Origin of the sequence: Nonomuraea cypriaca, from assembly GCF_015645445.1 — a bacterium.
GTDB lineage: Bacteria > Actinomycetota > Actinomycetes > Streptosporangiales > Streptosporangiaceae > Nonomuraea > Nonomuraea cypriaca.
This window is the reverse complement of sequence record NZ_JADOGI010000019.1, coordinates 24,955-40,442: the sequence shown is the minus strand read 5'-3', so window position 1 is coordinate 40,442 and position 15,488 is coordinate 24,955. Positions and strand designations below refer to the sequence as shown.

Sequence of the window (15,488 nt, the reverse complement as noted above, 5' to 3'; positions counted from 1 at the left end):
TTGTAGGGAAGTGGGATGTGTGGATCCGCTGAAGGCGCTGGCTGACGCGGAGCGCAGGCCGTACTGGCTGGACAGTCCGGCCAGGCCCGAGCCGCTGCCGCGGCTCGACGGGAACACCGGCGCTGGCCTGGTCGTGGTCGGCGGGGGCTTCTCGGGGCTGTGGACCGCCCTGATGGCCAAGGAACGCGACCCCTCACTCGACGTGGTCCTGCTGGAGGGCCGCCGGATCGGGTGGGCGGCCACCGGCCGCAACGGCGGGTTCTGCATGGCGACCCTCACTCACGGCCTGGCGAACGGGCTGGAGCGGTGGCCGTCAGAGATCGACCGGCTCGAACGCATGGGTGTGGAGAACCTCGACGAGATGGAGCGCACGCTGGAGCGCCACGGCATCGACTGCTCGTTCGAGCGCACCGGAGAGCTGCACGTGGCCACCGAGCCGTGGCAGCTCGACGGGCTGAACGAGCACCTGGACCTGATCTCCGAGCTGGGGCTCGACTACCAGCCGCTGGACCGGGAGCAGGTGCGCGCGCAGGTGAACTCGCCGACCTACCTCGGCGGGCTCTGGGAGCGCAACGGCTGCGCCATGCTGGACCCGGCGCGGCTGGCGTGGGGCCTGCGGGAGGCGTGCCTGCGCCTCGGCGTGCGGGTCCACGAGCGCAGCCCCGTCCGGGGGCTGCGCGACGACGGCACGAGGATCACGCTGCGCACCCCGCACGCCGCCGTCACCGCGCCGCGCGTGGCCCTGGCCACCGGCGTGTTCCCGTCGCTGCTGCGCCGGCTCAAGCACTTCGTGGTCCCGGTGTACGACTACGCCCTGATGACCGAGCCGCTGACCGGCGCGCAACTCGCCGAGGTGGGCTGGCGCAACCGGCAGGGCGTCGGCGACTCGGGCAACCGGTTCCACTACTACCGGCTCACCGACGACAACCGGATCCTGTGGGGCGGCTACGACGCCGTCTACTACAACGGCGGCCTGCTCAAGCCGGAGTACGACCAGCGCGACGAGACGTTCGTCACGCTCGCCGAGCACTTCTACGACACGTTCCCGCAGCTCACCGGGGTGCGCTTCACTCACAGGTGGGGTGGCGTGATCGACACGTGCAGCCGGTTCAGCGCCTTCTACGGCCAGGCGCACGGCGGGCGGCTGGCCTACGCCGCCGGATTCACCGGCATGGGCGTCGGGGCCACCAGGTTCGGCGCGAACGTCATGCTCGACCTGCTGTCCGGCGAGCGTACCGAGCGGACCGGGCTGCGGATGGTCAAGGAGAAGCCGATCCCGTTCCCGCCCGAGCCGGTGCGCTCCGGGGTCATCCAGTTCACCCGGTGGTCGATCGCCCAGGCCGACCGGCACCAGGGCAGGCGCAACCTGTGGCTGCGTGCGCTCGACCGGATGGGGCTCGGGTTCGACTCATGACGCACACTGGGGCATATGAGAGTTGAGTTCGTCGCGGACGGCCTCACGCTGGCCGGGGACCTGCGGGTGCCGGAGGGCGGGGAGCCGTGTCCCGGGCTGGTGTTCACGGGGCCGTTCACCGGGGTGCGCGACCAAGTCACGGGGCGGTACGCGGAGCGGCTGACCGAGCGGGGATACGTCACGCTCGCCTTCGACCACCGCAACTGGGGCGAGTCTGAGGGTGAGCCGCGCTTCGAGGAGGATCCGCAGGGCAAGCTGCGTGACCTGGGGGCGGCGGTGTCGTTCCTGCGGTCGCGGCCCGAGGTGGATCCGGAGCGGATCGGGGCGATCGGGGTCTGTCTCGGCGGCGGATATGCCCTGAAATTTGCTGCTTTTGATCCTCGTGTGCGGGTATTTGCGGGCATTGCCGGGGCGTACAACAACCCGTACGCGATGCGGTCCGGGATGGACTACCAGGCCGCGCTGGCCGCGCTCACCGAGGTGCGGGAGCGGCAGGACCGGGGCGGGCCCGTCGAGTACGTCCCGGCGGTGGCCCGGGAGGGGGAGGCCGCCATGCCGGGGGACGAGCCGAACGCGTACTACGGCACCGAGCGCGGAGCCTCGCCGCACTGGGCGAACCGGGTGACCAGGGCCGGCGTGCGTGAGCTGATCACGATGGACAACATGATGGGGGCGGACTTCCTGTCGCCCAAACCGGCGCTCATCGTCCACGGGCTCGTCGACCGGTTCTGCTCGCCGGAGGGGGCCGAGGAGGCGTTCAAGCGGCTCGACCAGCCGAAGCGGCTCGTCTGGGTCGACGCCAAACAGCACGTCGACCTCTACGACCGCGAGCCGTACGTCAGCCAGGCCGTGGCCGCGACCGCCGAATTCCTGGCCGAGCACCTCTGACCGGCTACTCTGGCCAGGGGGGATACATGCGTGCCATCCAGTTCGCCAGGTACGGCGGGCCCGAGGTGCTCGAAGCGGCCGAGGTGCCCGATCCGGTGGTGGGCCCGGGCCAGGTGCTGATCGACGTCGAGGCGGCCGGGGTCAACTTCGCCGACATCAGGCAGATCGCCGGGGACTACGAGCAGCCCGGCGGCCTGCCGTACATCCCCGGGGGCGAGGTGATCGGGCGGACGCCCGACGGGCGGCGGGTGATGGGGTTCACCGCCAACGGATACGCCTCCAAGGCCGTGCTCGACGCCGGCGACCTGGTGAGCGTCCCCGACCGGCTGGGGCCGGGCGAGGCGCTCGCGCTGCTGGTGCAGGGGCTGACCGCGTGGCACCTGCTGCGCTCGTCCGCGCGGCTGCGGCCGGGCGAGAGCGTCGTGGTGAACGCCGGGGCCGGTGGCGTGGGCAGCCTGGCCGTGCAACTGGCCAGAGAGTTCGGCGCCGGACGGGTGATCGCCACGGCGTCCACGCGGGACAAGCGCTCGCTGGCCGTGGAGCTCGGCGCGGACACGGCGGTCGACGGCGCGGCCGACGGCTACACCGAGCGGATCATCGAGGCCAACGAGGACCGGCCCGTGGACGTCGTCCTGGACGCGGTGGGCGGGGCGGTGTTCGAGGCGGCGTTGAGCGCGCTGGCCGGGTTCGGGCGGCTGGTGACCTACGGGTCCTCGTCCGGGGAGCCGACGCCGGCGGTGGATCCAGGCCGGCTCATGGCGGCCAACCTGGGCGTGTCCGGCTTCTGGCTGAGGCCGGTGCTGACCGAGCGGGGCGCGGCCGGGCTCGAGATGGACGAGTTGCTCGGCCTCGTCGCGAGCGGGCGGGTCAGGCCGCTGGCCGGCGCGGAATATCCGCTGTCCGAGGCCGGCAGGGCGCTCGCCGACCTGGCCGGGCGGCGTACCGTCGGAAAGGTCGTGCTGAAGGTCTGACCAGGGATGTTCCGGGTGTGATGGGCGCGCTCGACGGGCATCAACCGGGGGACCCCCGATGAGCTCACGGGGGTTGGCGCGTGAAGAGGATGGCCTGGATCGGACTGGCCCTCGTGACCGGATGCGGTGCCGAGCGGGCGCCGGTCGTGCCCGCGGTCGTGAAGCCCCCGGTCAAGGTAGCGCGATGCGTCCTGAAATTTCCTGACAGGCGAGCCGGAGCCGCCGCCCGCGCCCGCCTCGAACGCGACCTCGCCCGGTACGCCGCCGACCGCCCTGGCCGGATCGTGTACGGCGCGCTGGACCTGGCCAGCGGGATCAGACTCGGGCACGGGGAGCACGACCACGAGCTCATCACCGCCAGCGGGGCCAAGGTGGACATCGTGGCCGCGTTGCTGCAACGCCGTACCGGCCGGCTGGACGAGGAGGAGCTCGATCTGGCGACGCGCATGATCAAGGAGAGCGACAACCGCGCGGCCGACGCCCTCTGGTCGCGGGTCGGCGGGAGCGGCGCGATGAGCGCCTTCTATCGGAAGGCCGGGCTGAGGGAGACCACTCCGGGGCCCGGCATTTACTGGGGCGGCACCAAGAGCAGCCCGGCCGACCGCATCCGGCTGCTGAAGGTGCTGGTCAAGGGGGTCAAGGGGGTCAAGGGGTTGAGCGCCGCCGATCGGAGGCTGGTGCTCGGCCTGATGGGACAGGTGATGCGGGAACAGGCATGGGGCGTCAGCGCCGCCGCCCGGCGGGGGGATCGCGTGGCGCTCAAGAACGGGTGGACGCCGCGGCCGTTCATCCACAACACCTGGGCCGTCACCAGCTACGGCCGCATCCTGGGCCCGGGGCGCGATCTGCTGCTGTCGGTGCAGACGGACCAGCAGCCGGGCCACGGGGCGGGCGTCCAGACCATCGAGCGGCTGGCGCGGATGATCGGCACCCGGCTCGACGACCTGTCCCCGACGATCGAGCGGCCCTGCCCGACCAACCCGATCCCCTGAACCCGCGCGCCCGGCCGCCCTGGATGACATAGCATGGGTTTTTGCCGCATTTGACTTGTTCGAATGCCTTTGAAAGACCGCTCGGCGGCCGGCCTCGCGTCGGTGTCAACCCCGGTCGAAGCCCACCACGACGGTGTGCTCCTTCCCGGGGGTTCTCCGTCATGATCTGGACGGAGACCTCGTGAAGTCCTACCTCCACGTGCTCGCCACCCCCGGCGCCTGGCGCTTCCTGGCCCCCGCGCTGGTCGCGCGCCTGCCTTTCGCGATGACCCAGATGGGCATCCTGCTGCTGGTGGAGTGGTCCACCGGCTCGTACGGCGCCGCCGGGATCGCCGCCGCGGCGGCCGCCGTGTCGCAGGCCGTCGGCGGCCCCTTGTCCGGCCGCCTGGCCGATCGGCACGGGCAGGCCAGAGTGCTGCTGCCGCAGGTCGCCGGGCACGCGCTGGCCCTGGGCACGCTGCTCGCGCTCGCCGCCGCGCATGCCGCGCCCTGGTCGCTGGTCCTCGTGTCCGCGCTGGCCGGCTTCTCGGCGCCGCAGGTCGGGGCCATGGTCCGGGCTCGGTGGGCGTACCGGCTGGGGAGTCCCGGGCGGTTGAACACGGCCTTCGCGGTCGAGTCGATCACCGACGAGTTGACGTTCACGCTGGCGCCGGTGCTGCTGGTGGGGTTGTCCACGGCGTACTCGCCGGTCGCCGCGCTGACTGCGGGGCTGGTGCTGATCGTGCTGGGGACGGTGACGTTCGCGGCGGTCAGGACGGGAGCGCCGGCGCCGCTCGGCGGAGACGCGGCGGCCGGTGGGCGGAAGCCCGGCGGGGTGGCGCGGATGCGCGGGGTGCCGGTCCTGGCGGTGGCGTTCCTGGCCATGGGATCGGTGTTCGGGAGCCTTCAGGTGGGTGTCACCTCGCTCACCGCCGGCCTCGGTGAGCCCGCCACGGCCGGACCCGTCTACGCCGTGTTCTCGGGTGCCAGCATGCTCGGCGGCCTGCTCTACGGCGCCGCCCACTGGCGGTCGGGTCCGCGGCACCGCCTGGTGGCCGGCTTGGCCCTGCTCGCCGCCGCCACCAGCGCGTTCACCCTGGCCGGCTCGATCCCCATCCTGTACGTCGCCGCCGCCCTCGCCGGCCTGGTGATCGCCCCCGTGCTGATCACCGGCTACACCCTCATCGACGGGCTCGTCCCCGCGGGCGCCAGGACCGAGGCGTTCACCTGGCTCAACGGGGCCGTCGGGCTCGGCCTGGCGGCGGGTGCCTCGATGGCGGGCCAGCTCGTCGATCACTTCGGGCCGTCGGCGGCGTTCGTCGTCGCGCCGCCGGCGACGGCAGCCGCCGCGGCCCTGGTCCTCGCCAGGCGCCACACCCTCCGCCCGCTGCCTGCCGCGCCGGTGGTGGAGCAGCTCTCCGCCGAGGCGGTGGGGGACCGGCCCTCCGCCGGGCCGGTGGCGGCACGGCGCTCTACCGGGGCGGTGGGGGAACCGCGCTCCACCGGGCCGGTGGTGGAGCCGCTCTCCGCCGGGGCGGTGGGGGACGTTCGGGAGCCTGCGTCGGCGTGACCTGCGCGGTCGTCAGGAGTGGGCGCGGGCCAGCACCTCCTCCGGGATGACCTTCGGCACCCCGCGGAGCCCGACCAGCGCGAGCAGCGCCACCACGGCCAGCAGCCCCGCCGTCACCAGCGACGTCAGGTGCACGCCTTCGAGGAACGCCGTCCGAGCCGCCACCATGAGCTCACCCGCCTGCCCGGCGGGCAGGGCCGAGGCCGTGCCCACGGCGCCGGCGATCGACTCCTGCGCGGCCTCCCCGGTAACCCCTGCCGGCAGCACCAGGTTGGCGCGGTACGCGCTGTTCAGCACCGTGCCCAGGATCGCGATGCCGAGCGCCCCGCCCAGCTCGAAGGCCGTCTCCGACACCGCGGCCGCCGCCCCCGCCCGCTGGACGGGCGCGGTGGCCAGCACGTTGTCGTTGTTGACGGTGAACGCGAACCCGACGCCGATGCCGCCGATCACCATGGCAGGCAGCAGCGTGAGGTAGTTGAGTTCGGTGCCGAGCGTGGTGTAGTAGAGGAACGAGCCCGCGTTCATGGCCAGGCCGAGCGCGACCACGCCGTTCCTGCCGATGTACTGCACCAGCTTGGCGGCCAGGATGCCGCCCACCGCGCCGCTCAGGCCGCCGGGCAGCTGGGCCAGCCCCGCCTGGAGCGGCGACCAGCCGAGCACGAGCTGCAGATACCAGGCGAACATCAGCATCATGGCGGACATCGCGAAGATCGCCAGCATGTTCGTGAGAATGGAGGCGCTGAAGGCCCTCCTGCTGAAGAGCCGCACGTCGATCAGCGGCTCGGCCAGCCGCGTCTGCCGCCACACGAACAGCCCCAGCAGCAGGATCCCGGCCGCGCCTGACAGCAGCACGTCCGCGTGCTCCAAGCCCTTGTGCGCGGCCTCCTTGATCGCGTAGATGACCGTCACGATCCCGCCGAAGGACAGGACGACGCTGGTCAGGTCGAGTCGGCCGGCGTCCGGGTTACGCGACTCGGGCAGCAGCAGGATGCCGCCCACCAGCACCAGCGCCATGATCGGCACGTTGATCAGGAAGACCGAGCCCCACCAGAAGTGGTCGAGCAGCAGGCCGCCGAAGACCGGGCCCACGGCGAAGCCGGCCGCGCTCATCCCGCTCCAGATGCCGATGGCCGCGGTGCGCTCGCCGGGTTCGGTGAAGACGTTCCTGACGATCGACAGCGTCGAGGGCATGATCGTGGCGCCGGCCACGCCGAGCAGCGCGCGGGCCGCGATCAGCGCCTCGGCGTTGGGCGCGTACGCCGTCACGGCCGAGGCGGCGCCGAACGCGACCGCGCCGATCAGCAGGAGGCGCTTGCGGCCGATGCGATCCCCGAGGTTGCCCATGGTGACGAGCAGGCCAGCCAGCGCGAACCCGTAGATGTCGCCGATCCAGAGCAGCTGCGTGGAGTTGGCGCCGAGGTCGGTGACCAGGCTGGGCAGGGCCAGGTGCAGGACGGTGAGGTCGAGCGAGAGCAGGAGACTGGCCAGGCAGACGATGGCCAGGCAGGACCATTTGTTCTTCATGCGGCCCACTGTCCACAGGGCGGCTGACGGCGTACCTACCGTTCGCTGACCATCCGGCCGGCCTCCGTCAGCGCGACCTCGATGCGCGCGTGGGTCTGCTCGGTGCTGTACCAGCCGACGGGGCACTCCTCGCGCGCCCGGAGCAGCATGGATTCCGCCTCCTCCGGCCCGCCTTGGCGCAGCGCCACCTCGCCCAGGCCGAGATGGGCCCAGGCCATGGTCTCCACCGAGCCGTTCCGGTGCGACACCTCGGCCGCGAGCGTGTAGTCCGCCCGCGCGCCGGCCGCGTCCCCCAGGCATTGCAGGGCGTCGCCCCGGCGGCACAGGGCCTCGGCGATCTCCGTCTTGGCGTCCAGCTCACGGGCGATCGTCAACGCCTCGTCGGCCCGCGCGTACGCGGTCGGGAAGTCGCCCCGGAGCTGGTGCAGCGCCCCGAGCCCGGACAGCACCAGCACCGTGCCCCAGCGCTCGCCGATCGACTTGAACAGCTCCAGGCTGCGCTCGAACTGGGCCTCCGCCTCGGTCAACCGGCCGAGCACCTGGAGCACGAACGCCGTACCGCTGTACGCCAGCGCCTCCTGCCAGGGCGGCAGCAGGTGGACGACGCCCGTGATCTCCTCGAAGATCAGCTCGAAGTCGGCGGGCGGCCCGGTGAACATGGACAGCAGCAACATCAGGAACTCCACCCGCGCCGGCAGGTAGTTCAGCGGCAGCAGCTGCCGCACCTCCGCCAGCCGGTAGAGGAGCAGGCCGTCGCGGTCTCCCGACCACGCGGTGATGAGCACGGCCATGGCGTACTCCTCCGCCATGCCCTCGGGGCGGGCGTCGCCGAGCTCGGCCAGCAGTGCGGCGGCCAGGTTGGCGCTGGTGACGCGGTGGCCGCGCATGTACCAGTAGCAGGCGCTGTGGGCCAGCAGCCGCAACCCCAGCTCCAGCTGCCCGGATTCGGTCGCCCAGCGCACCGCCGCGTTGACGTCGTCGCTCTCCTCGTCGAGCCTGGCCAGCCACTCCAACTGCTCCCTGGTGCGCAGCCGGGCGTCGGCCGCGACGACCAGGTCGAGATAGTAGGCGGCGTGCGCATCGCGGATCGCGGCCACCTCGCCGGACTCCGCCTGCCGCTCCGCGCAGTACGCCCGGATCGTGTCGAGCATCCGGTAACGGCCGTCGACGACCTCCACCAGCGACTTCTCGGCCAGCGAGAACAGCACCTCCTCAGGCAGCCCGCAGACCCGCTCGGCCGCCTCCGGCCGCGCCCCGCCCACGAACACGGTCAGCCGCGCGGCCATCCGCTGCTCGCTCTCGTCCAGCAGGTCCCAGCTCCACGCGACGACCGCGCGCAAGGTCTGGTGCCGGGGCAGCGCCGTACGGCTGCCGCGCGTCAGCAGCCTGAACCGGTCGTCCAGCCGCGCCGCCACGTCGGACACCGACAGCGTGCGCAGCCGCGCCGCGGCCAGCTCGATGGCCAGCGGCAGCCCGTCGAGCGCCCGGCAGATGCGTACGACCTGCGCGGAGTTGCCGGAGTCGAGGGTGAAGCCCTGGTCGACGGCGGCGGCGCGGTCGGCGAACAGCCGGACGGCCGGGTAGGCGAGCGGGTCGTCAGTCTCCGACGGCGGCAGGCGCAGCGGCGCGACCGGCAGGATCGACTCGCCGGTGATGCCCAGCGCCTCGCGTCCCGTCACCAGCACGCGCAACCCCGGGCAGGACGCGAGCAGCAGGTCCGTCAGCTCGGCCGTGGCCGCGATGAGGTGCTCGCAGTTGTCCAGGATCATGAGCATTCTGCGGTCGGCCAGCGCGGTGAGCAGCCGGGTGACCTGGTCCACGGCGGGCCGCTCGGGGGCGTGCAGCAGCGTGTCGCGGATGTCGAGCGCGGCCAGCACCGCCCTGGGCACGTCGGTGCCGTCGGCGACCGGCGCGAGCGGCACGAAGCAGACGTCGCCCGTCGCCTGCTCGGCCGCCTCGATCGCGAGCCGGGTCTTGCCCGCGCCGCCCGGCCCGATCAGCGTGACCAGCCGGCTCTCCGCCAGCCGCCGGCTGACCTGCGCCAGCTCCTCGGCGCGGCCGACGAAGCTGGTGAGCTGGGCGCGTAACCCCTGTCTGCGCTCGGTCGCCGGCGCGGCGGGCGCGCCCAGAGCGGGGTCGGCCCTGAGCACGGCCAGGTGCGCGGCGGCCAGCTCGGTGCCCGGCTCGACGCCCAGCTCATCGTCCAGGAGCTTCCTGGCCTCGTCGTAGACGGTAAGCGCCTCGGCCTGGCGGCCGCTGCCGTAGAGCGCGCGCATGAGCTGGGCCCTCAGCCGCTCGCGCAGCGGGTGAGCGGTGGCGAGCTGGCGCAGCTCGGCGACCAGCTCGCGGTGCCTGCCCAGGTCCAGGTCGGCCTGTACGCGGTCCTCCGTCGCGGCCAGCCGCAGCTCCTCCAGCGCGGCCGCGGCCGCCTCGGCGTGCGGCGCGTCGGCCAGCGGCGCGCCCCGCCACAACGTCAGCGCCTCGCGCAGCAGCGTGGCCGCCCGGTCGGGGTCGCCGCCGGTCAGCGCCTGCCGGCCGGACCGCGTCAGCAGCTCGAACCGGTGCGCGTCCACGTCCTGCGGCTCCGCAACCAGCCGGTATCCCGCCGGGTGGAACTCGACCAGGTCCCGGCCCAGGGCCCGGCGCAGCCTGGACACCTGTGACTGCAGGGCGTTGGCCACGCCCTCGGGGGGCCGGGCGCCGTAGACGCCGTCCACGAGCTGCTCCGCGCCGACGACGCGGCCGGCGTGCAGGGCGAGCAGGGTCAGCAGGGCGCGCACGCGCGGACCGCCGAGCGCGACCGGCTCACCGTCCTCGCCCAGCGCGTTGGTGGGCCCGAGGATCTGGAAGCGCATGGTTTGATTATCGCGGTTCGATCGGGAACGCGGTCGTTTCGCCGGGCATGTCAGGGTTCGTTCTGCGGCAGGAGCGCGGTGATCTCCGCGTAGGACGGCACGTGCGGCGCCGGTTCGCCGCGTACGCCGAGCGCCGTCGCCAGCGCCCCCTGGAGCGCGGCGCGGTACAGCAGCGATCCGGTGCTCACCCTGGCCACACCGGCCCCCGCGAGCTGGTCCAGGGTGGGGCCGTCCGGCTGGTAGAGGACGTTGAGGGGCAGTGGCGTGGTCGCGACCACACGGGCGATCTCCCCGAGATCGTTCAATCCGGGCACGAAGACCCCGTCGGCGTGCCCGTACGCGCGCACCCGCGCCAGCGTGTCCCCGGTGCCCAGCCAGCACGTGTCCGTACGGGCGTTGACGAACACGCCGTGCCCCCCGGCGGCTTCGATGATCCGCTGGTGCAGCTCGATCGGCCGCAGTGTGCCGTCGGGACGCCCGTCCTCCAGGTTGACCCCGGCGACGCCGAGCGCGGCGAGGCCCGCCACCAGATCGGACACCTCGGCGGGGTCGTCGCTGAAGCCGCCCTCGATGTCCACGGTGACCATGACGCCGAGCTCCCTGATCGTCTCGGCCAGCTCGATCGTCTCCGCCCTGGTCGCGCCTGCCGCGTCCGGCTTGCCGTACGCGGCGGCCACGCCGAGGCTGGTCGTGCCGATCGCCGCGAATCCGTGCGCGGCCAGTACGGCGGCCGAGCCGTAGTCCCAGGCGTTCGGCAGCAGCAGCGGGTCGCCGGGGCGGTGCAGGTCGCGGAAGCTCATCGGCCGCCGCCGAGCAGGGCCGTGAGCACACCGGCGGCCAGGGCGAGCGCGTGGGCGGGTGCGGGGCAGGGGCGCACGCCGTACCCGAAGGTGAGGTGCGGGGCGGGGTCGCGGGAGAGGTCGAACCGGTCGGGTGCGGCGAACACGTCCGGGTCCCGGTTGACGGACACCAGGTCGATCGTGACCTCGTCGCCCGTCCGGGTGTCGAGCCTGCGGGTGGCCTTGAGCGGCGGGTCCTGCCTGAGCGTCTCGTGCAGGAGCGCGTCGACGTCGTCGCCAGGGCGGGCGTGCCCGAGCGCGGTCTCGACGAGGGCCTCCGTGGCGGCGTGCCCCTGCAGCAGCAGGGTGATCGCGGGGAGATCGGCCTGGGCGAGCAGCGCGGCCACGGCGGCGTCGGCCTGCGAGCTCTCCTCGCCCGACAGGTATCCGGCCGCGGCGGCGGGGACGGCGCTCGTGTCGCGTACGCCGAGCGCGGCGCCGAGCGCGGCCGTCGGCACGCCTCGCCACTCGCCGTCCCGCTCCAGGGTCATGGCCAGTGCGGCGGTGCGCAGTTCCGCGGGGTCCAGCCTGGCCAGCCGCTCGGTCAGCCGGCGGCGGCGCCGGGCGTGGGTCTCGCCGGCCGCGAACCGTGACACGTGCGCGCGCAGCCAGGCGAGCGTCGCCTCTGCGGCGTCCTGACGTACAGGTGGCGGCACGTACCTCGTGTCGGCGAGCACCGCCTGGGCGGCGGCGTGGCGGGTGATGAGCATGGCCTCACGTTAGGACGAGGTCCCTTCGTCGCCGCTCGAAATGTGCGTGCGGGGTCACGCCGCGAGCCTCTCCCGTGGGCCCGCCTCGCCGTTTCCCGCCGCGCCGCCCGCCCGCGTGGGCTCCGCGGGTGCCGCCTGAGTCCGCGTGGCCGGCCTTCCCTTGGCGAAGGCCAGTGCCATGAGGGTGACGAGCACGATCTCGGCCAGCACGACGGCCCGCTCCAGCAGCCCGTAGTAGGCCGCGCCGTCGATCAGCGGTGAGGTGATGGACGCCGGGTGCGCCGCCAGGTAGGCCGCCAGCGCCAGCGCCGACGTCATGCTGACCGCCTTGACCGCGTTCCACCGGGCCGCCGTCGCCCGCCCCCTGGCCAGCGACCAGCCGGCGACCGGCAGCGTCGTGAAGACGACCGCCGACGCCCAGCGGTGGATCTCGCCGGACATCGTGCCGACGTCCGACATGCCGGGATCGGTGGGGAAGACCGCGCTCAGCATCAGTCCCGCGGCCCCGGCCAGCAGCAGCACCCTCGTGGCCGCGCTGCGCGCAGGCTCGCTCCGGGCGAGCCCGTAGGCCAGCGACAGGCACGCCCCCGCGAGTGCCAGCATGCCGGCCAGTACGGGCACCAGCCCCCCGGAGACCAACGCGTAGTCGCTGATCAGCGGCTGGGCGGGCAGGGCGAACTGCGCGTACGCCAGCGCGCCCATGGCGGTCAGGGCGCCGATCACGGTCACCCAGACGCTCCGCCGAAGGGTCATCGGGCCACCTCGTCGTAGATGCGCTCGAACCTGGCGAGCGAGGACTGGTCGTCGTGGGTGAGCGCCAGCTCCCTGCTGGTCCTGCCCAGCCCGGCCCGCAGGTCGTCGTCGGTGAGCACGGCGGTCAGGTGCCTGGCCAGGCCGATCACGTCGCCCGGCTGGAACAGGTACCCGTTGCCGTTCACCAGGTGCGGCAGCGCCATCGCGTCCGCGGCCACCACGGGCAGCCCGGTGGCCATGGCCTCCAGCGTGGCGATGCTCTGCAGTTCGGCGACGCCCGGCATGGCGAACACGTCGGCGGCGGCGTACGCCTGCGGCATGCTCTCGTCGGGCACGAACCCGAGGAAGAACACCCGCTCGGCCACCCCGATGCGCCTGGCCAGCCGCTCCAGCTCGGCCCGCTGGTTGCCCTTGCCCACGAACGCCACCTGGGCGTCGGTCTCGTTGAGCACGAGCGGCAGGGCGCGGACCAGCTCGTCCAGGCGCTTCTCCTCGTCCAGGCGGCCGACGAACAGCGCCGTGGGCCGGTCGGGCAGGTCGAACATCTTGCGCGCCCATGCCTTCGGCTCGGCGTGCGGGTGGAACCTGGTCAGGTCGATCCCGCAGGACACCGCCTCCACGTCACGGCCGAAGCCCTGGTCGGCCAGCAGCCTGGCGGCCAGCGGGGTGGGCGTGGTGATGTGGTCGGCCCGCCTGAAGATCCGGCTGAAGTCGCGCCAGGCCAGCTTGCCCGCCTTCGTCCGCAGCCGCTCGGGGATGTGGCCGAACTGGAAGAGGTTGTCCGGCATGAAGTGGTTGGTGGCGACGATCGGCACCCCGGCGCGGCGGGCGGCGCCGATGGCGGCCCGGCCGACCACGAAGTGGCCCTGGGTGTGCAGCACGTCGGGGCCGACGGCGGCGACCAGCCGGTCGAGCCGCGTCGGTACGGTGACCCGCATGGTGGGGTGGACCAGCAGCGGCGCGGAGCGCAGCCGGTGCACGACCACGCCGTCGACCATGTCGGTGCTTGCGGGGCCGGCCTCCGACTGGCACACGACGTGCACCTCGTTGCCGCGCGCGGCCAGCCCGGTGGCCAGGCGATGGGTGAAGTACGCGGCGCCGTTCACGTCGGGGGGATAGGTATCGGACGAGATCAGGATCCGGCGGGGCCGCTCCGGGACGGGGGCGAGGCCGGCGACGTCGGAAACGGTGTGCAGAGGCATGGCCATGACGGTGACTCCAGATTTTCAAGGGAAACCGGCCAGGGGAGGACCGGCGAGAGAACGGGGAACATCGAGTAGGGAGCAAGTGATCGCGAAAGCTCAGGCTGCGTCGATGCGCGCCTCCAGCGGGCTGGTCCGCGCCAGGGCGACGGTGCCCGCGGCGGTCAGCGCGGCGGCCGCGAAGGGGGCGATCCCCGTCGGCAGCGGCTCACCGAGCAGCAGCGCCCCGAACGCCACCGCGGTCAGCGGGTCGGCGATCTGCAGCGAGGCGAACGAGACGCCGAAGTGCCCGGCGGCGTAGGCCCGCTGCAGCATCATCAGCGCCAGCAGCGCGGGGACCGGCAGCGCCAGCAGGTACCACCAGTTCCATCCCCCGTCCACCAGCACGCGCATGAGCGTGGCGGTGGCGCCGTACAGCACGCCGGAGCTGGTCGCCAGCAGCGCCGACCGGCCCGCAGGCGAGGCCGCCTTCGAGCCGGCCCACAGCAGCACCGCGGCGATGCCCGCCACCCCGAGCAGGGTGAGGACGCCCTGCGGGCCCAGATGGGTGGGGCCGTCGGACTCGGGGACCAGCAGCACCAGGATGATCAGCCCGGCCGCCACCACCCCGGCCGCGCCCAGCTCCGCGCGGGAGGGCCTGCGCCCGTGCAGCGTGGCCGCGATGGGCAGGGCGAAGAGCAGGCTCGCCACGCCCATGGGCTGGACCACGGTCAGCGGGCCGAGCCCGAGTGCGACGATGTGCAGGCCGCCACCCGTCAGGATGGACGCGCCGCCGATCAGCCAGCGCGGTCTCCGCAGCAGGGCGAGCAGCCCAGGATTGGCGGTGCCGGCTGCCTCGAACTGCTGGAGGGCGGCTCCGAGCGCGAAGAACAGCGAACCGACCAGGGCGATCGCCGCGGCCAGCACAGTCATTTCGCACTCCTTTCAGACAGATGGTTACCGGGAAATGTCAAACGGACGTGTCCGCGGGAAGACCTTCGGGGGAAGCCTGGATGGCGCGCCGCTTCCTGACCCATCGCACGATCTCGACGATCGCCGTGACGGACAGCGCGATACCCAGGCCGAGCAGCAGGCCCTTGATCGGGTCGTTCTCGAAGGCCATGCCGCCGAAGAAGCCGATCAGCCCGGAGTACACCCCCCACGAGATCGCCGCGATCGCGTCGAAGAACGTGAACGAGCGCAGCGGATGGCGTACGGCGCCCATGGTCAGCGTGGTCGCGGTACGCCCTCCGGGGATGTACCTGGCCACGACCAGCACGAGCCCGCCCCGCTCGGCGAGCGCGTTCCGCGCCCAGACGAACGCCTTCTTGTCACGGAGCCGGCGTCCCGTCTTGTTGCCGATCAGGTAAGAGATGTGGTCCCCCGCGAACGCGCCGAGTGCCGCGACCACGATGACCAGGGCCAGGTTCGTCTCGCCGGTCGCGGCGAAGACCCCGGCCGTGATCACCGACGTCTCGGCAGGCACGATCGGAAAGAACCCGTCGAGCAGTGCCAGAGCGAACAGCGCCACGTACAACCACGGTGACGACATGGCCTGTTGGACCATGTTGAGAATGGCGTGCGACATAAGCGTGTACTCCGATCGATTAGGGCACTCACACAGCGTGTCGGTGTGAGGCGGCCGGGGACATCCGGGATGCCCCCGGTCGAACGCGGACCCATCCCCGAGGTGGTTCAGGGCCGGTTCCCCATGAAGGTAGAAACTCCGCAGGTCACGGCACATCGGACGATCGGCACGCAGTACCCCCGACTTTCGTCGGGGTCATGGCTCCGACCTCCTGGTGACACCAT

Annotated in this window: 13 protein-coding genes; 5 read left to right on the top strand and 8 right to left on the bottom strand. The window is 72.8% G+C overall.

The window, feature by feature from the left end:
- Positions 1 to 19 precede the first annotated feature (19 nt).
- The 5 genes from ITP53_RS08950 (at position 20) to ITP53_RS60155 (ending at position 5,814) form a co-directional block, all read left to right on the top strand.
- Positions 20 to 1,414, top strand: coding sequence for an NAD(P)/FAD-dependent oxidoreductase (locus tag ITP53_RS08950; RefSeq protein WP_195894847.1), 1,395 nt, complete (start codon positions 20 to 22; stop codon positions 1,412 to 1,414).
- A 15-nt stretch (positions 1,415 to 1,429) separates the two neighbouring features.
- Complete coding sequence (locus ITP53_RS08945; RefSeq protein WP_195894846.1) at positions 1,430 to 2,302, top strand: alpha/beta hydrolase; 873 nt, start codon at positions 1,430 to 1,432, stop codon at positions 2,300 to 2,302.
- Between the two features lie 26 nt (positions 2,303 to 2,328).
- On the top strand, positions 2,329 to 3,273 hold the full coding sequence (locus ITP53_RS08940; protein WP_195894845.1) for a quinone oxidoreductase family protein: 945 nt from the start codon (positions 2,329 to 2,331) through the stop codon (positions 3,271 to 3,273).
- 89 nt (positions 3,274 to 3,362) lie between these two features.
- Complete coding sequence (locus tag ITP53_RS08935) at positions 3,363 to 4,265, top strand: serine hydrolase (RefSeq protein ID WP_236050620.1); 903 nt, start codon at positions 3,363 to 3,365, stop codon at positions 4,263 to 4,265.
- 181 nt (positions 4,266 to 4,446) lie between these two features.
- Positions 4,447 to 5,814 carry an MFS transporter gene (locus ITP53_RS60155; protein ID WP_195894843.1) on the top strand — a complete coding sequence of 456 codons (1,368 nt, stop codon included), beginning with the start codon at positions 4,447 to 4,449 and terminating at the stop codon, positions 5,812 to 5,814.
- Positions 5,815 to 5,826: 12 nt separating this feature from the next.
- Here ITP53_RS60155 and ITP53_RS08925 read toward each other — a convergent pair whose 3' ends face one another.
- The 8 genes from ITP53_RS08925 to ITP53_RS08890 all read right to left on the bottom strand — a co-directional run bounded on the left by ITP53_RS08925 (position 5,827) and on the right by ITP53_RS08890 (position 15,243).
- Positions 5,827 to 7,338, bottom strand: coding sequence for an MFS transporter (locus ITP53_RS08925; RefSeq protein WP_195894842.1), 1,512 nt, complete (start codon positions 7,336 to 7,338; stop codon positions 5,827 to 5,829).
- Between the two features lie 35 nt (positions 7,339 to 7,373).
- On the bottom strand, positions 7,374 to 10,193 hold the full coding sequence (locus tag ITP53_RS08920) for a BTAD domain-containing putative transcriptional regulator (protein ID WP_195894841.1): 2,820 nt from the start codon (positions 10,191 to 10,193) through the stop codon (positions 7,374 to 7,376).
- Positions 10,194 to 10,243: 50 nt separating this feature from the next.
- Complete coding sequence (locus ITP53_RS08915; protein WP_195894840.1) at positions 10,244 to 10,993, bottom strand: isocitrate lyase/PEP mutase family protein; 750 nt, start codon at positions 10,991 to 10,993, stop codon at positions 10,244 to 10,246.
- Entirely contained in the window at positions 10,990 to 11,742 is a 753-nt protein-coding gene (locus ITP53_RS08910) for a cytochrome P450 (protein WP_195894839.1), read from the bottom strand. The genes ITP53_RS08915 and ITP53_RS08910 overlap by 4 nt, the downstream gene beginning before the upstream one ends.
- A 54-nt stretch (positions 11,743 to 11,796) precedes the next feature.
- Positions 11,797 to 12,495 (bottom strand): DUF998 domain-containing protein, encoded by a 699-nt coding sequence (locus ITP53_RS08905; protein WP_195894838.1) that lies wholly within the window; start codon positions 12,493 to 12,495, stop codon positions 11,797 to 11,799.
- Positions 12,492 to 13,697, bottom strand: a complete 1,206-nt coding sequence (locus ITP53_RS08900; RefSeq protein ID WP_236050609.1) for a glycosyltransferase — start codon at positions 13,695 to 13,697, stop codon at positions 12,492 to 12,494. The genes ITP53_RS08905 and ITP53_RS08900 overlap by 4 nt, the downstream gene beginning before the upstream one ends.
- 99 nt (positions 13,698 to 13,796) lie before the next feature.
- Positions 13,797 to 14,609, bottom strand: coding sequence for a DMT family transporter (locus tag ITP53_RS08895; RefSeq protein ID WP_207755700.1), 813 nt, complete (start codon positions 14,607 to 14,609; stop codon positions 13,797 to 13,799).
- A 37-nt stretch (positions 14,610 to 14,646) separates the two neighbouring features.
- Positions 14,647 to 15,243: a DedA family protein gene (locus ITP53_RS08890; RefSeq protein ID WP_236050608.1), complete on the bottom strand. Its 597-nt coding sequence runs from the start codon at positions 15,241 to 15,243 to the stop codon at positions 14,647 to 14,649.
- Between the last annotated feature and the right edge of the window lie 245 nt (positions 15,244 to 15,488).